18 protein-coding genes, 1 pseudogene and 1 CRISPR repeat array are annotated in these 22,226 nt (G+C 64.3%); of the genes and pseudogenes, 10 read left to right on the top strand and 9 right to left on the bottom strand.

The window, feature by feature from the left end; all coding sequences use genetic code 11:
- Positions 1-10: 10 nt before the first annotated feature.
- A CRISPR array of direct repeats spans positions 11-343; the repeat unit is 28 nt; unit sequence GGCTCATCCCCGCCCATGCGGGGAGCAC.
- Between the two features lie 59 nt (positions 344-402).
- The 8 genes and pseudogenes from ACIPXZ_RS11480 to cas3 all read right to left on the bottom strand — a co-directional run.
- A pseudogene (locus ACIPXZ_RS11480) lies at positions 403-717 on the bottom strand (type I-E CRISPR-associated endoribonuclease Cas2); the annotation flags it as partial.
- A gap of 50 nt (positions 718-767) precedes the next feature.
- Positions 768-1,718: a type I-E CRISPR-associated endonuclease Cas1e gene (cas1e, locus tag ACIPXZ_RS11475; protein WP_400594052.1), complete on the bottom strand. Its 951-nt coding sequence runs from the start codon at positions 1,716-1,718 to the stop codon at positions 768-770.
- Positions 1,715-2,398, bottom strand: coding sequence for a type I-E CRISPR-associated protein Cas6/Cse3/CasE (gene cas6e / locus ACIPXZ_RS11470; protein WP_400594050.1), 684 nt, complete (start codon positions 2,396-2,398; stop codon positions 1,715-1,717). Before cas6e ends, cas1e begins: the two co-directional genes overlap by 4 nt.
- Complete coding sequence (gene cas5e, locus ACIPXZ_RS11465) at positions 2,399-3,100, bottom strand: type I-E CRISPR-associated protein Cas5/CasD (RefSeq protein ID WP_400594048.1); 702 nt, start codon at positions 3,098-3,100, stop codon at positions 2,399-2,401. It lies immediately after the preceding gene.
- Positions 3,100-4,227: a type I-E CRISPR-associated protein Cas7/Cse4/CasC gene (gene cas7e / locus ACIPXZ_RS11460; protein WP_400594046.1), complete on the bottom strand. Its 1,128-nt coding sequence runs from the start codon at positions 4,225-4,227 to the stop codon at positions 3,100-3,102. The genes cas5e and cas7e overlap by 1 nt, the downstream gene beginning before the upstream one ends.
- Positions 4,224-4,847 (bottom strand): type I-E CRISPR-associated protein Cse2/CasB, encoded by a 624-nt coding sequence (gene casB, locus ACIPXZ_RS11455; RefSeq protein ID WP_400594044.1) that lies wholly within the window; start codon positions 4,845-4,847, stop codon positions 4,224-4,226. The genes cas7e and casB overlap by 4 nt, the downstream gene beginning before the upstream one ends.
- Positions 4,844-6,538, bottom strand: a complete 1,695-nt coding sequence (gene casA, locus ACIPXZ_RS11450; RefSeq protein ID WP_400594041.1) for a type I-E CRISPR-associated protein Cse1/CasA — start codon at positions 6,536-6,538, stop codon at positions 4,844-4,846. The genes casB and casA overlap by 4 nt, the downstream gene beginning before the upstream one ends.
- Positions 6,535-9,447, bottom strand: a complete 2,913-nt coding sequence (gene cas3 / locus ACIPXZ_RS11445) for a CRISPR-associated helicase Cas3' (RefSeq protein WP_400594039.1) — start codon at positions 9,445-9,447, stop codon at positions 6,535-6,537. The genes casA and cas3 overlap by 4 nt, the downstream gene beginning before the upstream one ends.
- Before the next feature lie 792 nt (positions 9,448-10,239).
- On the opposite strand from cas3, the gene ACIPXZ_RS11440 reads away from it, so the two are divergent.
- From ACIPXZ_RS11440 to ACIPXZ_RS11395, 10 genes are all read left to right on the top strand, one after another.
- Positions 10,240-11,022, top strand: coding sequence for a hydroxypyruvate isomerase family protein (locus ACIPXZ_RS11440; RefSeq protein ID WP_400594037.1), 783 nt, complete (start codon positions 10,240-10,242; stop codon positions 11,020-11,022).
- A 37-nt stretch (positions 11,023-11,059) separates the two neighbouring features.
- The gene (locus ACIPXZ_RS11435) at positions 11,060-11,953 is read left to right on the top strand and encodes a 2-hydroxy-3-oxopropionate reductase (RefSeq protein WP_400594582.1); all 894 of its coding nucleotides are present in this window, start codon (positions 11,060-11,062) and stop codon (positions 11,951-11,953) included.
- Between the two features lie 225 nt (positions 11,954-12,178).
- On the top strand, positions 12,179-13,957 hold the full coding sequence (gene gcl / locus ACIPXZ_RS11430; protein WP_400594035.1) for a glyoxylate carboligase: 1,779 nt from the start codon (positions 12,179-12,181) through the stop codon (positions 13,955-13,957).
- A 144-nt stretch (positions 13,958-14,101) separates the two neighbouring features.
- Positions 14,102-15,259 (top strand): glycerate kinase, encoded by a 1,158-nt coding sequence (locus tag ACIPXZ_RS11425; protein ID WP_400594033.1) that lies wholly within the window; start codon positions 14,102-14,104, stop codon positions 15,257-15,259.
- Entirely contained in the window at positions 15,252-16,610 is a 1,359-nt protein-coding gene (gene allB, locus ACIPXZ_RS11420; protein WP_400594031.1) for an allantoinase AllB, read from the top strand. Before ACIPXZ_RS11425 ends, allB begins: the two co-directional genes overlap by 8 nt.
- 9 nt (positions 16,611-16,619) lie before the next feature.
- Positions 16,620-17,249, top strand: coding sequence for a winged helix-turn-helix domain-containing protein (locus ACIPXZ_RS11415; RefSeq protein ID WP_400594029.1), 630 nt, complete (start codon positions 16,620-16,622; stop codon positions 17,247-17,249).
- 103 nt (positions 17,250-17,352) lie between these two features.
- Positions 17,353-17,832, top strand: coding sequence for a thioredoxin-dependent thiol peroxidase (bcp, locus tag ACIPXZ_RS11410; protein WP_400594027.1), 480 nt, complete (start codon positions 17,353-17,355; stop codon positions 17,830-17,832).
- A 93-nt stretch (positions 17,833-17,925) separates the two neighbouring features.
- Positions 17,926-19,119 (top strand): GAF domain-containing protein, encoded by a 1,194-nt coding sequence (locus tag ACIPXZ_RS11405; RefSeq protein ID WP_400594025.1) that lies wholly within the window; start codon positions 17,926-17,928, stop codon positions 19,117-19,119.
- 118 nt (positions 19,120-19,237) lie between these two features.
- Positions 19,238-20,761, top strand: a complete 1,524-nt coding sequence (locus ACIPXZ_RS11400; RefSeq protein ID WP_400594023.1) for an aldehyde dehydrogenase family protein — start codon at positions 19,238-19,240, stop codon at positions 20,759-20,761.
- Positions 20,761-21,132 (top strand): DUF779 domain-containing protein, encoded by a 372-nt coding sequence (locus ACIPXZ_RS11395; RefSeq protein WP_400594020.1) that lies wholly within the window; start codon positions 20,761-20,763, stop codon positions 21,130-21,132. The genes ACIPXZ_RS11400 and ACIPXZ_RS11395 overlap by 1 nt, the downstream gene beginning before the upstream one ends.
- A 58-nt stretch (positions 21,133-21,190) precedes the next feature.
- Here the strand turns inward: ACIPXZ_RS11395 and ACIPXZ_RS11390 are convergent, their stop codons facing one another.
- A complete protein-coding gene (locus ACIPXZ_RS11390; protein ID WP_400594018.1) occupies positions 21,191-22,138 on the bottom strand; it encodes an endonuclease domain-containing protein in 948 nt (315 codons plus the stop codon).
- Positions 22,139-22,226: the final 88 nt, after the last annotated feature.

Below are 22,226 nucleotides of genomic sequence, written 5' to 3'. Positions count from 1 at the left end.
AAGTCCGTCGGGCTCATCCCCGCCCATGCGGGGAGCACTGCTTCGCGGTGGACTGCGCGTCAAGAGCACCAGGCTCATCCCCGCCCATGCGGGGAGCACTCTCGCATGTAGGCACTGTTATTAATGGAACGGGGCTCATCCCCGCCCATGCGGGGAGCACGTCGCGGCCGTCGCCGTGGCCTGGATTGATCAGGGCTCATCCCCGCCCATGCGGGGAGCACGCCGTCCACGTTGTCGTTGATCAGGATCATGGTGGCTCATCCCCGCCCATGCGGGGAGCACCTACTGGACCTTGAGATTTAATCTGTCGGTTTGGGCTCATCCCCGCCCATGCGGGGAGCACACTTGCTGACCTGGGGAAACAAGACAACTAGGTGCTAATCGGATTCAACTGTACCTGCGCTACGTTTCGTTCTGAGTCTTCCTGGCAGCCCGCCTGTACTTGCTCGCGTTACTCCATCCCGGGCGAACATCCGCGGACCTTTCTTGAGGGGGTTTAAGGGCAGGACGAAGGATGAGGTTCACGCCGTCCATATCAATGGGAAGCCATTGATTGCGATGAACCCGAAAGGCCATCTTCTGCTCGCCTCTTGCCGTGTGAACCATGATGGCTCGGCCATCCTTGGCAAGTTCCACGACGCGATCCCACAACAAGTCACGAGCTCTCGCCGTCACAGCCCCCACAAACACTCCAGCGCTGATCTCCAAAAGCCACTTACTGAGGTCACCTCATAGTCCTTCCGGGCAAGCAGAGAGAACGATGACGATCATGACTCTCCGAATCCATAGTTGGATCCGGATGCCACCTGCCCCGACGTCTCATCCCAAAGGTTCACGACGTCGGCGTCCCAGTCTGCGTCGATCTGTTCCGGGTCACCGGGCAACAGTAAAGCCCGGATATCTCGCGCACAACGATCAAGGATGGCGCCATCATGAACCGCGTCTCTTACCGCCCTCCGGGTTTGAGGACCGGGCAGATCGGAGGTCTTGCTTGCCACCTCGAATGCCACAGGAATGGTGATCTCTGCCTTGTACAAATCAGCGATGTCGTACACAAAGGACCGAGAGTGCCCGGTGTGGACAAAGCCGAGTCCGGGAGAACAACCCAGCGCCACGATCACCGAATGAACGATCCCATACAAGCAGGCATGAGCTGCCGAGAGACACTGATTGATCGCGTCGCTGCCGCTGAAGTCGTTCGGGTCATAGTCACGCCGACTCCACCCGACGCCCGTCCGTTCGGAGTTTTCCCGGTAGATCTTACGCACCCGGGCTCCCTCACGTCCCCGCAGTTGCTGCATGGAGAGCCGGGAGACATCCTCACCGGGAAAGCGCATCCCGTACATGTTCCTCGCCACTTCGAGCCTCAATCGCTGATTTGAGACCCTGGCAGCCTGTGCTTCCAGTAAGCGAGCGGACTTCGCCAGCGAACGCCCGTGTGCGTAATAGCGAACCCCACGCTCGCCCACCCAGACCGCGGTGGACCCGCTATCCGCCAGAAGGCACATGGCGGGATGTGTCACCCTTGTTCCCGGCCCCAACAGGAGTGCACCCAGTGAGGCGGCAGGGATATGGACAACACCGCGTTCATCCGTGGCGGTGATGGCATTCGCATCCCGGTGAACAATGCACCTTTCGACATAGACGAACGAGATTCGATCTTTCGAGCGGACGAGTTCAGGGAGGTCCGGCGGCCTCGGCCCCGATGGGGCACTCATGAAGGCCTGCCGTCCGCACTGGCAATCGTCATCAGACCACAGCCGTAAGCCTTACCCCGTCCAACGCCTTGCACCAAGGTCTCGCGGAATCTGCCCACATCAGTCACGCGCAACAGGCCATCAAACTGCACACGGACCAGGGTCACCGCAGACTCACGTCCTTCCTGATTGGGGTCTCTCCTTCCAAAGGAGTCCTTAGTCCTGGAACTCACCTCGAGTACGGGACTTGCATCCCCCGACATCTCAACGTGGAACCCTCGCCGTTCCGCTCGGTCCAGCAACCACTGCATCTGCTGTTTCGGTGTGACATGGGCGAATCGCTTGCCTTTGGTCGCCGGATCCATCGACTGCTTCGTCGGGTTGGCGTGGAGTCTGAAGGACCAGAGCTGTCCTTCCTCAAGCCTCCGAAGCAAGGGTTCGTATTCTCTGGTCGTCCAGGTGTTCGTAGCCCACCCCGCCTGTTCGTTGAGAGCCGACATGTCGGGTTCAGCGGGGCTCAGAACGTAGAGCGAAACACGGTGTTCCGCACGATCCACGCGCCAGAGCACCCTGGGATTCTCCTGCCCCAGAGGGGGCGGCGGAAATGATGACAACACTGCTGCGTGCATGGCCTGTGGATTACCCAGGAGAAACCGTGCGCCCCTTCGCGCGGTATTGATCTCGAACTTCGTCAGAAACATTCAGGAACCTCCCAATTCGGCCATCGGATCATGCGACTGTTCCTTGCCAAAGGGATTGGGCACCTCATGAGGCTTCGGCCTCACCACCGTCCTCCAGGTGTAGCTCCGGTTTTCCGGTGAGAAGTCCAGCGGAACATCCCGTACGGTCTCCCCTGCCTCTCCTGGTTCCAGGGCATCCCTGAAGATCTCCAGGCTGACCGTCCGAGCAGCCTGCTTCTTCTGATGCCAAACGGCGGCCTGCCACGGTTCCATCCGAAGGGCCGTGTCCAAGGAAACGCCTTCCACTCCCAACGAGATCCTTCCCGCCGGAACACAAGATCGTCGGCCCAGGTAGAGAGGGTACACAGGGTCCAGAACCGCCTCGTTCAACCCCTCGATGACAGCGTCGGGCCCCTCCACCACAGCCAGAAAGACCGCATCGGACAGATAGTAGCGATACGAGAGGGGCATGGATTCCCGTCCGTCAAGGCTGCGCGCCACCTGGAAATCACGCAATAGACGGCCCGGTTGGTCGACCCGGACACCGAACTTCAGCCCCACAAGGTCTTCAACAGGTTCAGATCTCCGACGGCCTTGGGCAGCCGCCAGCAGACCAAGGACTCCGCTCTTGGTCGGTTCCTCTCGCGTATGCCGGTTGACGAAACGGCTACTGGCACCCCAGGCTTGAAGCGGACCGGCGAGCCGCAGCTTGAGAACCGCCACTATTCGCCCCTGACGTACGCGGGAAGTTCACTCTCCAGCGCTTCGATGAGGTCAGGGAAACTAACCCCGCGGCCCAGCTGCGACAATGCTTCAACCGCACTGCTAGGCGCCACCACGAATGTGGTGGTGGCAGCACCGCCAAAACCGGCATCGAGCTCCACTGAATACCGTGCCAGCCGCTCCGCCGCGACTCTCAAGCGCCCCTTGCCGTCCTCAGCAGTGACGGCCTCTTCAAAGGCACCCACCAGATTGACGGGCATCCGTTCCCGCAAGGTCACAACCACTCCATCAGGCAAGGTCTTGTTGGCGAAAGTATTCTGCTTCCCCGTCGGCATGGACTCCACGAACGAGCGGACAAAACTCACGGCCGCTTCAACTGTGGCACCTGGGTCTCCCAGATTCTTCAGCAGGCCTCCCAGGTTGAGGGTCGCGTACCTGTATAGGGTGGAGGAATTGAACTCCACGGTGCCGATCATGCCGGCTCCAGGCTCATCGTCTCCGCTCTCATCGTCCACGGCGGTGAAGTAGTCGAACTCAGACTCCACTGCATGAACGCTGATGGCATGAGCCACTTGAACACTTGCGTCGACGTTGAGGTCCGTGCTGTTGGCAATCATCCGTCCGAAAAGCGAGACATCCACACTCTGGTCGGATTGAAGCACAGCCTTGACCAGCTTCTTGTCGATATCCGTGCCGTTCTTCTCCGCCTCAAGCGCTACCTCGGCCAGCCTCCTGGCTTGGATGTTGCTGACGAACAAAAGATATTCCGTCCGCGCAGGCTTTGCCGTTGCGGTCTCGTCTTTTGCCTTGGGCACCTCTACTTTGAAGCCACCCGCTTGAACAGCCGCGATGGCCAACTCCGCCGCGCGGTCACCCAGCTCAGGCGAGATCTCCTGAATGTGTTTCGCCACCATGTCCACCAGCCGCTTGGTCCGGGTACCAAGTCGGCTGGCGTCGAGATAGTCGGAAAAGTCCTTGCGGATCGCTCTCTTCCAAGCCTGGCTGGACACCCTGGCTCGTCGGACACCGCCGTACACCGCGGTTTTCGGCGACCCCGTGTCGTCGCGGTTGACGTTGCTCGGAGGAACCGTGTGGAGTGCATGGACGTCAAGGTAGAAGTTCTTCATGATGCTGTTCCTTCACGTGAGTCGGAGTTCTGTGGGTCGAGTGTTTCCGGGGTTCCGCCGAACGCATAGTCCCTGCCCCACCGGAGCCTGACACTGTTCGCCGTCACCGGATTCTGCAAGAGGCGGAGATCCTCCGCGAAGCGTCCGTAGTCCAGAGCAATGTCGGCTGTCCTCAACTGCTGGATCAAACCTCTGGAATGGTGCTGTAGTTCGTTGAACGTCGTGGACGTCATCAAAGCGTCGAAGCGGCGTTTCACCGCCACCGAGGTCCCCTCGGCTCCGTCTGGCGTTCCCAGCCGTCGTACCGCTCGGCCAAGAGATGGACCCGTCTGGTGCATGGGCATGCTCTTCGACTGCTGATGGACCGCGTACAGCGTCATCGCTGCATAGGCCGCCCTTTCTCCGGGACTGGCAGCATCGCCTCGGCCGGCGAGCTCCGGTGGAAGTCCTTCCACCGCCTCATGCCACACCCAGGGATCAGAACCGGGCTCCGTCGCCACGGCCCTTCGAAGCCTGGCGAGTGTCCCGGCGACGAGCGGCCGGTGTCCTTCCAGATAGATCCGTTGAATTTTCCGGATTCTAGCGTCAATGTTCTGGGCCAACGCGGGTCTTTCAGTCATCGCTTTGCTCCTTTCGTCGTCGTGCTTCCAGAGTTCTCGCGAGAGGCCCTTTCTGCCCTTGCGTCGATCTCCGCCTGAAGAGGCAGGTACTTCCGAAGGCTTCGATACAGCCAGGTTTCCGCAGTGGCCGCGGAAACCAATTCGGAGTCGACCGTTCTTCCCACCAAAGCCGACTCTCCAGCCATGGACAGCATCTCCGTTGCAGAGGACGCAATGATCTTTCGGGCGATGGAATTCCACACCTCTCCGGCGGCTTCCGCGTCCTCACTCCCGCTGAGCTCGGAAACCCACCTTCGGTAGGGTTCATTCAGCGCAAAGAACGCCACTTGCCGGGCCTTCTCCTGCGGCGGATCAAGGTCACCACCTGCCGCACGGCTCAGTTCACCGGCGAAGCGGCCGAACGCCCAAACGGCTTGCTCCGTATTGGATGCGGCGTTCTTGGCAACTTGTGCCACAGCCGCGGAGCTTTCCGAAAGCAACCGCAAGTGAACGGCCAGGGAATCATCAAGAATCTCCGTGTAGACGGAGCTCTGAGTACCGTAGACCACCCCGACCAATCGAGCATTGAGAACCCGTCCGGCGTCGATCGAATCCAATTCGCTCAGCCTGGAAACCCACGTGACGATGGGCGGGACCCGGAGTAGGACGATTCCGTCCGCGTTGGTCCGAGCTTGCTCATTCTGCGCGAGCAGCGCACTCACACCGTTCCAGATCATCCGCTCCGGATCGTGCTCCCGGGGCATGTAGATCGCACCCGCCTTGAACTTGGCGGTCTGCGGCTTACTGAACCGCTGTGCGGTCAACGGATCAGCATCCATGTTCTGCGGCGGCAAAGGATCGCCATTACAGACCAGCACGTTCCTGACCTTTCCCGCTTCCGGGAAGAGCCTGATCCTCCGGGATTGCCAGGTGAAGACATCAACGGGTCCCGTGGGCTTTGGAACGCCGGCCTTCCGTTCTTCCACAGCAGGCCCCAATGGAGCACGTTCCCAAACGGGCAGATCGGAACCTGGCTCCGACAAAGCCACCAAGGAAAGATCCAGGTTCAGATGCAGCGTTTCCGAAAGACTCTCTCCTTCGAAGAAGACCCCTCCCGTGGTCCCGGCCCATCCGGTTCCGATGGGATAACCCTTCCCGCCTTTCACTCTCGGATCTCCCACCGCACCGGATTTGATCCCCGAAGGGTCATAGGCGTGGGTATGAATGAGCCAGCGAGTAGCTTCCGCGTAGGACAGCGCATCGAGGCCATGACCGGCACGCGTGGTGAAATACTGATATCCGCTGGGCACATCAGCGATGAGACGGTCCACCCCGTCGACTTTTCCGCTCTGCGTATGCAACTCCGGGACCTGCATGAAGGGGCGGACAGGATCGAAAAGTTCGAATGAAGATTCGAAATCGTCCAGGTAGCCCAGGACGGAATCGGTGAGCTTGGAGTGATCCAGCCACAGTTCCTTCCAGGCGCTCACCGCGCCGCCCGCGTTGATCCGCGGCATGCTGCTGTACACGATGGCCAGAAGGACCCGCAGCACCGCATAGTCCTGGGTGGGTAGTTCTCCCGCCAGCCGTCGAATGAAGGCGCTCTGCCGGAAGACTTCAGTGAGCGAAAGCTCCTTGACCACACCGTCCGTCATCAGACAGCTCACCCAGGGGTCACGCACCAGATTGAACTGGGGAAGCACAGCCGTCATACGGTTTCTCCTTTCTCTTCATGCGTCTCTTCATGCAGCCCGGTTCTCGGGTCGTACCGGAGCTTTTTCCCATCCAGGGTGGCGGCCATGGACTCGTCAAGGAAGAGCACCAGCTGCCCCTTGAGCCACGGGGATTTCTGCCATGCGGCAATGCCCTGAGACTCAAGCTCTTTCAGGACCTTGTCTATCCGGTGCGGCTGACAATATTTTGAAGGCAATCTGACCGTGCAGGAGCTGAGCGCTCTGGCCATCCCGCGTTCGGGCGGGCTGTCGACCGGAACCACCACACCTCTGAAACGCTGGAGGTGGGACAAGAATCTGACCTCCTGAGTCCTGTGGGCCAAGATCACTTCGAGAGACTCATCCGTATCCCTGACTTTGGCGAACCCCACCGCATCCTGTACACCGTCGTCGACGTTTCCCGTATTGCGCTCCAGCAGATCAGTGGCGAGCCCTTCAGGAAAAGCCTCGGCGCGTTTCAAGAGGAAGGCTCCGGCACTGTCGAATTTCCTGGCCAGTTCGTCCTTCCTCTTCTTCTCCGCCGTGTGGAAGACTTCGCGCCAGCTTTCCGGCACGGAGAAGTTCTCCACATAGGTGTCCTGGACCAAAGAGCTGATATCACCGGGCAGCTCAAGTGCCATTCCGTCTCTGAGTCTGCTCTCAAGCACCAAGAACGATCGCATCAGTAACGCTTGTCCATAGATCGCCGCCGCACCGGGGTCGAAGACCGGCGGATCTGCCGTCCAATGCAAGACTCCCCTGATCAGGCAAGATGCCTTCCGCGCATGTTCTGGTCGTGGACGACTGACCGTCCGTCTGCGGTGCAGACGGCCGATGCGTTGGAGCAGCAGGTCCGTTGGGGCGATGTCCGTGATCATCAGGTCGAAGTCAACGTCCAATGACTGCTCAAGGACTTGTGTTCCGATGACCACCAGCCGCTCGGGACGGGATCCGCCCGCCGCCGCGACCACGTCGTCACGTCCCAGAAGGGAACGTATCCGGTCTTCCAGTCCCATCCGGTCCGGCGCCATGAAACGGGAATGGACCAGGATGAGTTCTTCTTCCTTGAACACCTCGGAAAGGTGACGGTACGCGTCCTGCGCCCGCTGGACCGTGTTGCAGATGACGGCGGCACAACCGCCGTCGCGCTTCACAGGTTCCAGCGCGCCAGACAGTTCGGGAAGGCCGTCTTCAAGAAGCTTCAGATCGACGGACAGGGACTCTTCCCGGGCTGCCGGCACCACGAGCTGCGGCCCTTCGGGGGAACTGCTGACGATGAGCGGATACCCCGGGTTCCCGTCGAGGGGCGACGACGACGGCGGATCGGGCCGCCGACGGCGTGGCCTTTCGCCCCAGCTCGGAGACCGGTCATTCGCAGCCTTTCCGGGCCTGCCCGCTTCATAGGATTCCAGCAGCTGCCTACGGGTTCCGGCCGGCAGGGTCGCCGAGAGCAGAATGACCGGCACCCCGTAGGAAGCAAGCCAGGCCAGCGCCTGGTTCAGGTAGCGATTCATGAAGGCGTCATAGGCATGCACCTCATCGATGATCACCACCTTCCCGGCCAAGGCGAGGTGCCGCAGCACCACGTGTTTGCTCTGCAGTGCTGCGAAGAGCACCTGGTCGATGGTGGCGACTACGAAGCTTGCCAGAAGCCCTTTCTTACGCCCGAACAGCCACTGGTGGGCAAGCACCTCATGGCCTTGGGCTTCCCCGGTGCTGCCTTCCTCCCCGAAAATTCCTTGGATCCGCTCACCCGATTCTCCCGACACCGCGTCTTCCCGGAAGAACTTCGTGAACTCGTCGTTGAGCAAGGATTTGGAATGTGCCAAGTAAATGCTGCGCCGGTGCGAGCCCGGTTTGGCATCCGGGAGATTCTTCACCCATGAGGGAAAACGCATGAACATGGCATCGCTCGTAGCCTGCGTGGGAAGCGCGAAGACCACCCCGCCCAACCCCCATTTGGCAGCGAAGACCTCCGCAGCAGCCAGCGCGGCTTCGGTCTTCCCCTCTCCCATAGGGGCTTCGATGATCAGCACTCCGGGCGCTGCCATGAGAGTTGCGGCTTCGATGGCTTTCCTCTGCATCTCCGTGGGCCGGGCGTTCGGCGGAAGGTCGAAGCGCCCGGCGAAAAGTTCCTCCGGATCCTTCGGCGGCGCTGGCGCCTCCCAGGGCCGGGCCAGGTCCAGTCGCTCCCATGCCCTGTTCAACCGTTCCTCCGTCGTGGAGTGGTCACCGTAGGAGAAAAGGTCCACATTGCTGGCAATCCAGTCCGCCAGGATGACGATGCCGGTCAGTAGCAGCTGCGCCTGCGGCGCAAGCTTCCGCGCCTTCCACAAAGCAAGGTAGGAGTCCGCGCCCGTCAGCGAAGCACACGCTGCCATGAGCTCGTTCTGGACCTCGTGCCAGGCCGGGGCAAGGGCCTCGGTCGCTTCCCGGGCCGCTCGGATGCCTACCGTAGAAGGGGGAACGCCGTGGTGTCCCCCGGCAATCGTGGAGTAACTGGCGGCAGTAATGGCGTCGAACCCCTGGACTTCCCTAAGCCAACGGTTGATGATCGTATAGCTCAGAACGGAGTGCGGCAGTTTCTCCTGTGGAGTCAGCGTCCACGGCGAATCAAGTCCGTAGGTACGCATCCCATCAGCCAAGCTGTGGACCTGGTACGAAAACTTCGGGTGAGCTTTACCCACGTCGTGCGTGGCTGCGAGCCACATCAGAAGAGCCCGCGTCTCCTGCAGATCAGATGCCTCGCAGCTCTCCTGGACCCGAACCTTGACCGCCACCGCGAGCCACTCGTCCCACAGCTTCCCGGCGACCGCAGCCGAATCCTGCATATGCCGCCACAAGGACATCGAGTCCCCAGTATCGCGGTCCGATTTAGCCCACACCGACTGAGCCGCGGGTGAAACCATGAGATCCCCCGTTCTCACTCCTGACCTCCACTTCAAGGCCAGGTTGCTGCAATGTATCAAGGCTGTGCGCTCGCTCCGGGAACACTTCCCCATCAACCTTTCGTGTCGTCCGAGTCGGTCTGGCCACCCGACAATGGACGAGTCCACTAGGCTGAAGAAGCTTCCCGCATCTGCGGGAATGAACCCTTGGGTATTTCTGCGGTCAAGGTGCTCCTCCAAGCTTCATCTGGGGGAATTCCTCTCTTCGAACTTGGGAATTTGAGCGGTTGATTGACTGCTCCTACTCCGTGAAGCTACGGTACTCCCATGCCTCGCCTGAAGCTAGCCCACACCGCTGACAAGAATTTTGCCGCGCCGCCGCATCTGGCCGCCCCGGCCTCAAATCCGTACCCCAGTTTGCTTTCCGCGCCCCAATATCGGCACCGAAAGTCAATTGGGGCGCGGAAATCCGGCGATGGCCGCACTGAACACTCCGTCGCGCCACCAGTAGCCGCCCGCCGCACGTTCCTCACTTTTCGGTGCCCGGATTTCGTCCGAGTGCGGCGATTGGGACATCCGGACGAAATCCGGGCACCGAAACCCCCTGGCGCGCCCTCCACCCCTCCAAACACATCAGATTTTTGTATCCCATCACCCTTCGCGTGACCCAACCCACTTGACGCCCCTCTCCGCCCTTCGTAGACTTTTCACTAAGCAAAACTTTCTTTCCACTCTGCGGAAACATCCACAGTGGCACAGCAGGGTGGAAGGACCAGAAAACTGCAGGGCAACGCCGCCCGGGAAGGACACGACATGACCTACTCCGTGAACTGCTCAATCCTCTTGACCGAGCTCCCCCTCCTGGAGCGCCCGGCCGCCGCCAAGGCCGCGGGCTTCGACGCCGTCGAGTTCTGGTGGCCCTTCACCGAAGCCGTCCCCGCCGACGCGGACGTGGACGCCTTCGTCAACGCCATCAACGACGCCGGCGTGCAGCTGGCCGGCCTGAACTTCTTCGCCGGCGACATGCCCGGCGGCGACCGCGGCTTGGTCTCCTGGAAGGGCCGCTGCGGCGAATTCAAGGACAACATCGACGTCGTCGCCGGCATCGGTGAGCGCCTCGGCACCAAGGCGTTCAATGCCCTCTACGGCAACCGCCTCGACGGTTTCACTCCGGAGGAGCAGGACGAGCTCGGTCTGAAGAACCTGGTCGCCGCCGCGGAAGGCGTCGCGAAGATCGGCGGCACCGTCCTCCTGGAGCCGGTCTCCGGCACCCCCGCCTACCCGCTGAAGACGGCCGCGGACACCTTCGCGGTCATCGCCAAGACCCAGGAAGCCGGCGTGGACAACGTCAAGTTCCTGGCGGACTTCTACCACCTGGCAGTCAACGGTGACGACGTCGCCGCCGTGATCGAGAACCACGCCAAGGACTTCGGCCACATCCAGATCGCCGACAACCCCGGCCGCGGAGCCCCCGGCACCGGCGAACTCCCCCTCGGCGAGTGGGTCACCCGCAGCCGCGAGCTCGGCTACGACGGCGCGATCGCCCTCGAGTACAAGCAGCCGCAGGAATCCGCCTTCACCTGGCTGGTCCGCTGACCGCGGCGCCACTGACAGCCACCTCAGAACGAACGATATTAAAGGACTTCCAATGACCAACGTCACCGTCATCGGCCTCGGCATCATGGGCCTCCCCATGGCCAAGAACCTCGTCAACGCCGGCTTCACCGTCACCGGCTTCAACCGCTCCCAGGACAAGATCGACGCCCTCGTGGCCGCCGGCGGCAAGGGCGCCTCCAGCATCGCCGAGTCCGTTCAGGACGCCGACGTCATCATCACCATGGTCCCGGACTCCCCGGACGTCGAAGGCGTGGTCTCCGGCCCCGAAGGTGTCTTCGCCAACGCGAAGTCCGGCGCCCTCTGGGTCGATGCCTCGTCCATCCGCCCGGACGTCTCCGCTCGTCTCTCCGCAGACGCCCGCGAAGCCGGCCTCCGCCCGCTCGACGGCCCCGTCTCCGGTGGCGAGCAGGGTGCCATCGACGGCGTCCTCTCCATCATGGTCGGTGGCGAAGCCGCTGATTTCGAGGCCGCTCAGCCCGTCCTCAACGCCGTGGGCAAGACCATCGTCCACGTCGGCCCCTCCGGCTCCGGCCAGACCGTGAAGGCTGCCAACCAGCTGATCGTGGCCGTCAACATCCAGGCTCTCGCCGAGGCGGTCGCCTTCCTCGAGGCCTACGGCGTCGACACCGACGCGGCTCTCAAGGTCCTCGGTGGCGGCCTCGCCGGCTCCAAGGTCCTGGATCAGAAGGGTCAGAAGATGCTCGACCGCAACTTCGACCCCGGCTTCCGCCTGGCCCTCCACAACAAGGACCTCGGCATCGTCACCTCCGCCGCCCGCGAGGCCGGCGTCGTCGTCCCGCTCGGCTCCGCCGTGGCGCAGCTGGTCTCCTCCCTCGTCGCCCGCGGCGACGGCGGCCTGGACCACTCCGGCCTCTTCAAGCTCACCAACGAGCTCGCCGGCAAGAACTGACCCTCCGTTGCGTGCTCAGTTGTGGTGACTTCCAGCAGGAAACACCGCCACAACCGGGCCGCCGGGGACACACAACAACACAGATCCGTACGACGGCGGCAGCCGACTCTCGCAACGAACCCACCACCCGCTTCTCCCCGGCACCTCCATAACTGCCGGGCGGATGGCCGGGCAGGCGGCCGCCGTCGTACACCCTTACTTTTCAACGCTTATTAGGAGCACAAAATGGCAAAGATGCGCACCGTTGACGCTGCCGTAGCCATCCTGGTGAAGGAAGGCGCCATCGAGGCGTTCGGCCTGCCCGGCGCGGCGATCAACCCCTTCTATTCCGCGATGCGCGCCAACGGTGGCATCCGCCACACGCTGGCCCGCCACGTGGAAGGCGCCAGCCACATGGCTGACGGCTACTCCCGCGCCGCCGATGGCAACATCGGCATCTGCATCGGCACCTCCGGCCCCGCCGGTACCGACATGATCACCGGCCTGTACGCGTCCTTCGCGGACTCCATCCCGATGCTCTGCATCACCGGGCAGGCCCCGGTCGCCAAGCTGCACAAGGAAGACTTCCAGGCCGTGGACATCGAGTCCATCGCCAAGCCTGTCACCAAGATGGCCATGACCATCCTGGAGCCCGGCCAGGTCCCCGGCGCCTTCCAGAAGGCCTTCCAGCTCATGCGCTCCGGCCGCCCGGGCCCGGTCCTGCTGGACCTCCCCTTCGATGTGCAGATGGCCGAGATCGAATTCGACATCGACGCCTACGAGCCCCTCGCCGCCTCCAAGCCGGCCGCCAACGACGTCCAGCTGAACAAGGCCCTGGACATGCTGCTGGCCTCCGAGCGCCCGCTGATCGTCGCCGGTGGCGGCATCATCAACGCCGGTGCCTCTGACAAGCTGGTGGAGCTGGCCGAGACCCTGAACGTGCCGGTCATCCCGACCCTCATGGGCTGGGGCACCATCCCGGACGACCACAAGCTGATGGCCGGCATGGTGGGTCTGCAGACCTCGCACCGCTACGGCAACGCCACCTTCCTGGAGTCGGACTTCGTCATCGGCATCGGCAACCGCTGGGCCAACCGTCACACGGGTGGCCTGGACCTCTACACCCAGGGCCGCAAGTTCGTGCACATCGACATCGAGCCCACCCAGATCGGCCGCGTGTTCGCGCCGGATCTGGGCATCGCCTCCGACGCCGGTGCCGCCCTGGAGAGCCTGGTGCGCCTGGCCAAGGAGCGCAAGGCCGCCGGTCAGCTGACCGACTACACAGCCTGGGTGGACGCCTCCCAGGAGAAGAAGGGCAAGCTGCAGCGCAAGACCAACTTCGACAACGTGCCGATCAAGCCGCAGCGCGTGTACCAGGAGATGAACAGCGCCTTCGGCAAGGACACCACCTATGTGTCCACCATCGGCCTGTCCCAGATCGCCGGTGCGCAGATGCTGCACGTCTTCGGCGCCCGCAAGTGGATCAACGCCGGTCAGGCCGGCCCGCTGGGCTGGACCGCTCCGGCCGCTCTCGGCGTCGTGCGCGGCAAGCCGGGCGAGACCGTGGTGGCCCTCTCCGGTGACTACGACTTCCAGTTCATGATCGAAGAGCTGGCCGTGGGCGCGCAGTTCAACCTGCCGTACATCCACGTGGTGGTGAACAACTCCTACCTCGGCCTGATCCGTCAGTCTCAGCGCGGTTTCAAGATGGAGCAGAACGTCTCCCTGGCGTTCGAGAACATCAACTCCCCGGAGACCGAGGGCTACGGCGTGGATCACGTCAAGGTGGTTGAAGGTCTGGGCTGCAAGGCCATCCGGGTGCAGAACCCGGACGATCTGGGTGCCGCCTTCGAGAAGGCCCGCGCCCTCATCGAGGAGTTCCAGGTCCCGGTGGTGGTGGAAGTGATCCTCGAGAAGATCACCAACATCTCCATGGGCACCGAGCTGGACAACCTGACCGAGTTCGAGGAACTCGCGGAGAAGGGCGCCGACGCCCCGACCGCGATCGTCGCGCTGCTCGACTAGTGTTCAGTCCCCTTCGGGGACGCTCAACAGGGCCTCTCAGGAGGCTAGGCTGAACACACCCCGGGCGGGCCGCCCTGCCGATCATCCGGCACGGCGGCCCGCCCGATCTGAACCACCCGCCCCGCACCGACGAAGGAGTCCAGCATGCGGATCGTGATCGCCCCGGACAAGTTCAAGGGCTCGCTCTCGGCCCCCGAGGTCGTGGAGCACCTGGAGGCCGGCCTGCTCGCCGCGGACCCCTCCTTGGAGGTACTGGGCCTCCCCGTGGCCGACGGCGGCGAAGGAACACTCGACGCCGCCATCGGTTCCGGATTCAGCCCGCGCACCGTGCGCGTCGCCGGGCCCACGGGCCAGCCGCTGGATGCCGATCTGGCCCTCCGCGGCGATGAGGCCGTCATCGAGATGGCCCTCGCTTCCGGCCTCGCCGTCCTCCCGGACGGTGTCAAGGACGGCCGCGGCGCCACGAGCCTGGGCACCGGCCAACTCATCCGGGCAGCGCTCGACGCGGGCGCCCGCACCGTGATCCTCGGCGTCGGCGGCAGCGCCAACACCGACGGTGGCGTCGGAGTCATCAAGGGCCTCGGCGGCCGCTTCCTCGACGCTTCCGGCCACGAGCTGCCCGACGGCGGCGCGGCTCTGGCCGGGCTCGACCGCATCGACCTCTCCGGGCTCGACGTCCGGCTGGAGGACACCCGGTTCATCCTCGCCAGCGACGTCGACAATCCCCTTCTCGGAGCCAACGGCGCCCCCGCGATCTTCGGCCCCCAGAAGGGCCTCAGCCCGGAGGACGTCACCGAGCTCGACGCCGCTCTGGCTCACTTCGTGGAGGTCCTCGGACGGGAGATCGGCGCGAAGGCGGCCCTCGACGCAGCCGCCCCCGGCGCGGGAGCCGCCGGTGGGGTCGGCTATGCCGCCCTCGCCGTGCTGAACGCCGAGCGGCGCCGCGGTGTCGACGTCGTACTGGACTTCACCGGCCTGGCCGCCAAACTCGGCGGCGCGGGACTCGTGATCACCGGCGAAGGCAGCCTCGACGAGCAGAGCCTCGGCGGCAAGACCCCCATGGGCGTGGCCGACGCGGCACGCGCCGCAGGGATCCCCATCGTGGCCGTCTGCGGCCGCACCACGCTCAACGAGGAGCAGATTTCCACATCCGGCTTCCAGGCCGTGTACTCCTTGACCGGCATCGAGGAAGATGTCGACAAATGCATCAACAACGCCGGGCCCCTCGTGGAGAAACTCGGAACCATCATCGGAACCAGCCTGATCAAGCAGAGCAACCAGGAACAGGATCAGCATGTCTGAAGAACAGAACACCACCGCACCGTTCGACCTCGTCATCCGCGGCCAGCGCGTGCTGACCAGTGCGGGCATCGCCCCTCGTGAGGTCGCCGTCAAGGATGGCCGCATCGTGGCCATGGAACCGCTGGGCAACGGCCTGGTGGGCGCCGAGACCATCGATCTCGGCGAGGACGAGACCCTCATCCCAGGCCTGGTCGACACGCACGTGCACGTCAACGAACCCGGCCGCACCGAGTGGGAGGGCTTCGCCTCCGCCACCCGCGCCGCCGCGGCCGGCGGCGTCACCACCATCATCGACATGCCGCTGAACTCGATTCCTCCCACCACCAGCGTGGAGAACCTGGAACTCAAGCGCTCCGTGGCGCGCGACCAGGCCTTCGTGGACGTCGGGTTCTGGGGTGGCGCGATCCCCGGCAACACCGCCAACCTCCGCCCGTTGCACGACGCCGGCGTGTTCGGCTTCAAGTGCTTCCTCCTCCACTCCGGCGTGGACGAGTTCCCGCACCTGGAAGCGGACGAGATGGAGACGGACCTGGCCGAACTGCGCAAGTTCGACTCCCTCATGCTGGTGCACGCCGAGGACTCCCACGCGATCGACCACGCACCGAGCGCCGAGGGCGACGTCTACGCCAAGTTCCTGGCCTCCCGCCCCCGCGGTGCCGAGAACAAGGCCATCGCCGAGGTCATCGAGCGCACCCGCTGGACCGGCGCCCGCGCCCACATCCTGCACCTCTCCTCCTCCGACGCGCTTCCCATGATCGCTTCGGCCAAGCGTGACGGTGTGAACCTGACCGTGGAGACGTGCCCGCACTACCTGACCCTGAACGCCGAGGAGATCCCGAACGGCGCCACGGCCTTCAAGTGCTGCCCGCCCATCCGTGAGGCGTCCAACCGCGAACTGCTGTGGAAGGGCCTGGAGGAGGGCACCATCGACAGCATCGTCTCGGACCACTCGCCCAGCACTCTGGACCTCAAAGACCTGGAGAACGGTGACTTCGCGGTGGCGTGGGGCGGCGTGTCCTCCCTTCAGCTGGGCCTGTCCCTGATCTGGACCGAAGCCCGGCACCGCGGCATCCCCCTGGAGAAGGTCGTCTCCTGGATGTCCACACGACCGGCCGAGATCGCCCGGGTCCCCAACAAGGGCCTCATCGCGGTCGGCTACGACGCCGACTTCTCCATCTTCGCCGCGGACGATGCGTTCGTCGTGGACGTGAAGAAGCTGCGCCACAAGAACCCCATCACTCCGTACGACGGCCGCGCCCTCTCCGGTGTCGTCCGCAAGACCTACCTCCGCGGCCAGGTGGCCGACGGCACCCAGCAGATCGGCAAGCTGATCCGCCGCGGGGGCATCTAGGCGGCAGCCATGAGCGCGCAGGCAATTCACCATCGCTCCAGTACGGGCCATCCCGGCCCGGTGGGCGGCGCCCGTCCCCGGATGGCCGCCCACGGGGCAGCGCTCTTCTTCCAGACACCGCAGGAGCTGACGGACGAACAGTTCGCCCGCATCGAGGAACTCATCCTCACTCACCTGCACGACCTCAACGCCAACGCTGAGGCGATGGTCTGGAACGTCCCGGACGCCGCCCTCGAAGCGGCCCGGGAAGCCTCGCTGGCCGAGGATGCGGCGGCCCTCGCCGAAGCAGACGAGGATGCCGCGGACGAGTCGGCCCACGTACACGAGGTCGACGTCGACCTCGCCGCCGACCAGGTGCGCGTCGACGGCGTGCCGGTGTCTTTCAGCGGGGTCGAGTACCGTTTGCTGCGCTACCTGGTGCAGCACTGCTCCCGCTCCGTTCCGCGCCAGGAGCTCGCGGACTTCCTGATCTCCCTGGACGCGACGGCGGCTCCCCGTTCCATCGACGTGTACGTCAGCCGGATCCGGCGGAAACTCGGACCCGTGCGTCATGTAGTGGAAACTGTGCGCGGAGGCGGTTACCGTTTCCAGGCGGGCAGGCACTCGCGGGTCCGCGGACCCGCCGAGTACAGCATCTGAGCGGAATAGCGGCGCCACAGCGGACGCTATACCCCACGAGACCCACCGCGGCCCGGGCCAGCGCCCGACGCCGCGGACCGACCAGACTGATCGAGGATTCATCATGACTGCAACCCCCACCGTCAAGCTCCTCCCGGGCAGCGACGCCCCGGACTTCTCCCTGACCGACGCCCGCGGAGAGGCTCACAGCCTCTCCGACTACCGCGGCAAGAACGTGGTGGTGTACTTCTACCCGAAGGCCGCCACCCCGGGCTGCACCACGGAAGCCTGCGATTTCCGCGACTCCCTCGCCAGCTTCAAGGGCCACGGCTACGAGGTTCTGGGCGTCTCTCCTGATTCCCAGGACGCCATCTCCTCCTTCGCGGACGACTTCAGCCTGACCTTCCCGCTGCTCGCCGACGAGGACCACAAGGTCGCCCTGGCCTACGGCGCCTGGGGCGAAAAGCTCCTGGACGGCGAGGTCGTCGAGGGCATCGTCCGCTCCACGGTGGTGGTGGATCCTGAAGGCAAGGTCAAGCTGGCCAAGTACCAGGTCGCAGCCGATGGTCACGTCTCCGAGCTGAAGACCGAGCTGGGGCTCTAAGCACCCTCCGCCCCTTTCCACGAGCCGTCACTTAATCACAGTCCCGGACGGGAACACTGTGATTAAGTGACGGCTCGTGTGCATACTGGCCAGGTGGAAAGCGGCATGCGTGCGGAGGTCGCAGACTCCTGGCACCGGTCCGCGGCGGCCGGGGTGCTCGCCGAGGAGACCTCGGCGCCCATCACCCTGGACGGCGCGGATCTGCGTGATGCCCGCGCGGCACATCCTCTCGCCCAGGTCTTCCCCCTCCTCGACGATGTGCTGGGTCAGGCCGCACGGGATTGCGACGCCGTCATGGCCGTGTCCGATGAAGCAGGACAGCTGCTCTGGGTGTGCGGTTCAGCCTCCGCGCTCCGGAAGGCCGAAGGAATCGGCTTCGTCGAAGGCAGCAATTGGGATGAGCGGCTGGCCGGAACCAACGCCCCGGGACTCGCCCTCCGCCTCGACGGCCCCTCGATGATCACGCGCGCCGAACACTTCCGCCAATCAGTGCGCAATTGGAGTTGCGCCGCCGCCCCGATCCACGACCCGGCGACCTCCCGGCTTCTCGGGGTCCTGGACGTCACCGGCGGGGATGCCATCGTGGTGCCCCAGACCATGGCACTCGTGAAGGCCGCCGTACGCCTGGCCGAGTCGGAGCTCGCCCGTGAGATTCGCGCCGCCGTCGCGCCCGAGCCGGTCCTCAGGCCCCAGCTCCGTCTCGAATTGCTGGGCCGCAGCGACGCTCTCCTCCTACTCGACGACGCGCGCGGACACCGTGAACGGCTCCGCCTTTCGCCCCGGCACAGCGAACTGCTCGCTCTTCTGGCCAGCGCTCCGCAAGGTCTCTCGGGCGACGAGCTCGCGGTGCTGCTCTACGAGTACGACGGCGGCTCCTCCACCCTGCGTGCGGAGGTGAATCGTCTGCGCAACCTCCTGAGCGAGGATTTCCTGGCCTCGCGCCCCTACCGGTTGACGGCCGAGGTCAGCGGCGATTGGCTGGCGGTCGAGGCGAAGCTTGCAGCCGGCGATGTCGGGGGTGCGCTGAGGATTTTCCGCGGACCGCTGCTTCCTCGCTCCACCGCTCCCGGCGTGACCCGGCTGCGGGAAGCGTTGAACCACCAGCTCCGGGCGGCGCTGCTGGCCACCGGGCAGCCCGATCTGATTTCCGCCTGGACCCGCTCCGCCTGGGGCTCGGACGACTACGAGCTCTGGTCCCGGCAACGGGATCTCCTCTCCCCCGGCGCCCCGTTGCGTGCCCTGGCGGAAGGTCAGCTGGCCCGGCTGGAACGCGAGCTGGGGCTCTGAAGCGGGCCGCCGTCGTCGTCCGCTGAGTGCTTCCGCTGACGGCAACATGGCTGCAACGTCCGCCGCCCTAGCGTGTGAAGTGCGTCACCGTCGACGCCATTCACGCAAGGGAGCAATCATGACCGTCTACACAGCGCCCGGCCAGGCCGACTCGCTCGTCTCCGTCCAGCCCCGCTACGAGCACTTCATCGGAGGCGAGTGGACCGCCCCGGTCAAGGGCCAGTATTTCGAGAACATCTCACCCGTCAACGGCAAGCCTTTCACTGAGATCGCACGGGGCACGGGCGAGGACATCGAAGCCGCCCTCGACGCCGCACACGCCGCCAAGGATGCCTGGGGCAAAACCTCCGTGGCGGAGCGCGCCAACATCCTGAACAAGATCGCCGACCGCATCGAGCAGAACCTGAGCATGCTCGCCGTCGCCGAGACCTGGGAGAACGGCAAGCCGGTCCGCGAGACGCTCGCCGCAGACCTGCCGCTCGCCGTCGACCATTTCCGCTACTTCGCCGGTGCCATCCGCGCCCAGGAGGGCGGCATCAGCGAGCTGGACCAGAGCACCGTGGCGTACCACTTCCACGAACCGCTCGGCGTGGTCGGACAGATCATCCCGTGGAACTTCCCCATCCTCATGGCCACCTGGAAGCTGGCGCCCGCACTGGCCGCGGGCAACTGCGTGGTGCTCAAGCCCGCCGAGCAGACCCCGTGGTCCATTCTCAAGGTCGTCGAACTGATCGCTGACCTGCTGCCCGCGGGCGTGCTGAACGTCGTGAACGGCTTCGGCGTCGAGGCCGGCAAGCCGCTCGCCTCTTCCAACCGGATCGCCAAGATCGCCTTCACGGGCGAGACCACCACCGGCCGCCTGATCATGCAGTACGCCAGCCAGAACATCATTCCGGTCACGCTGGAGCTGGGTGGCAAGAGCCCCAACATCTTCTTCGAGTCCGTCGCCGCCCAGGACGATGCGTTCTACGACAAGTCCCTGGAGGGCTTCGCCATGTTCGCGCTCAACCAGGGAGAGGTCTGCACCTGCCCCAGCCGCGCACTGGTACAGGAGTCCATCTACGAACGCTTCGTCTCCGACGCGGTGGTCCGCACCGAGAAGATCGTGCAGGGCAACCCGCTGGACGATGCGACGATGATCGGCGCCCAAGCGAGCCGGGACCAGCTGGAGAAGATCCTCAGCTACCTGGAGATCGGCAAGCAGGAGGGCGCCAAAGTGCTCACGGGCGGCGAGCGCAATGTGCTCGACGGCGACCTGGCGGAGGGCTACTACGTTCAGCCGACCATCTTCGAGGGGAAGAACTCCATGCGAATCTTCCAGGAGGAGATCTTCGGGCCGGTGGTGTCCCTGACGTCCTTCTCCGATGAAGCCGACGCTCTGGGTATCGCCAATGACACCCTGTACGGCCTGGGCGCCGGCGTGTGGTCCCGCGACAACGCCCAGCTGTACCGGGCGGGCCGGGAGATCCAGGCCGGACGGGTGTGGACCAACTGCTACCACGCGTACCCCGCCGGGGCCGCGTTCGGCGGATACAAGCAGTCCGGCATCGGGCGGGAGAACCACAAGATGATGCTGGATCACTACCAGCAGACCAAGAACCTCCTGGTCTCTTACGCCCCCGACGCCCTCGGATTCTTCTGATGGCCAGAGTGGCGGTCACCGAGGAGGCGGCGGAGCTGATCCGCCGCCTCACGGTGGACCACGGGCCGCTCATGTTCCACCAGTCCGGCGGCTGCTGCGACGGCTCAGCACCGATGTGCTATCCCGACGGCGAGTTCCTGGTGGGGGACGCGGATGTCCGGCTCGGGGACCTGGCGGTGGGGCTGGAACGGGCCGTGCCGGTGTGGATGTCCGCCGCGCAGTTCGAGTACTGGAAGCACACGCACCTCACCATCGACGTGGTCCCGGGCCGAGGGGCCGGGTTCTCTCTGGAGGCACCTCTGGGAGTCCGCTTCCTGACCCGCTCCCGGATTCTGACGGACGAGGAGTACGCCGAAGACGAGGGCCTCTGAACCTCGCCCCGTCTCGCGAGATGCCAGTTGAGCACAGTCCCGTTACGGCACACTGTGCTCAACTGGCATCTCGCGAGGAACTGTCCCATCCGGACTCTTCCAGCTTCCGGCGGATCTTGGTCACCGCATGAGGAAAGCGCCCTTCGAGATCATCCTTGCTGATCCTCACTTCCCGCCAGCCGAGTTGTTCGGTGAGTGCCTGGCGCCGGATGTCACGACGGTACTGGTCAGATCCTTCGTGATGCACGCCGTCATACTGAATGGAGAGGCGCGCTTCCAGGTACGCCAGATCCGGCCACACCCGTGCACGCCCATCCGGAGTCCGGAGTACGTGGTTGAGCACCGGTTCGGGCAACCCGTGCTCGCCGAGCACCAATCTCAGCGCCGTCTCCTGGGGCGAATCAGCACCGACTCTGATCAGAGCCACCGCAGCCCGAGCGGTCTTGACCCCACGCATGCCTGAGTGTCTCTCGATGACCTTCTCAAGATCCGTGACCGTGCAGATCCCACGCCGTGGTGCTGGCGATTCGGGCCCGTGTTCGCACACCAGGAAGTCCCCGGCTGCCACCAGATCTTCGAGCCTCAGACGTCCGGCAAGATCAAGCCAGGTCCGCGCCGGGCTTGTGATCCTCAGCCCTTCAAGCAGGACCACTTCTCCCTCCTTGAAAGTGACCGTCCTCCCCACCACGTTCTTCCGGCGAGCACGGTTCCGTCCTCTGGACCGCCCCAGGTAGACACGCCAATCGCCGCGTGAATATGACGGCAAAGGCATGTGATGGATCTCCGCTGCGGTGAGATCCATGATCGCCGCTCCCGGATCTTCCTCGGTGTAGGCAAGTAGAGCCGCGGGTCCTTTGAGATCCGATTCGAGCGGGATCCGCAGGCCTCTGGAAACAACTTTCAGGTCCTGTGCCCGGACTCGGTTCCGGCTCACACCCAGGGCGGCCTGCTGCGCCAGGGTGAAGGACCGCAAGTTCAGTTCCTGCGGCAGCGGAGTGCGGTGCATGCTCCATCGTTGCCCGAATTCGACGCCTCAAGAACGTTATCCACAGGCCAATGCCTCCCTCATGCTCGCGAGATGCCAGTTGAGCACA

Source organism: Arthrobacter sp. NPDC090010 (genome assembly GCF_044748305.1).
In the GTDB taxonomy this organism is placed as follows: Bacteria; Actinomycetota; Actinomycetes; order Actinomycetales; family Micrococcaceae; genus Arthrobacter_E.
Note: the sequence above shows the minus strand (reverse complement) of the source record. Positions and strands in the feature narration are given on the sequence as shown.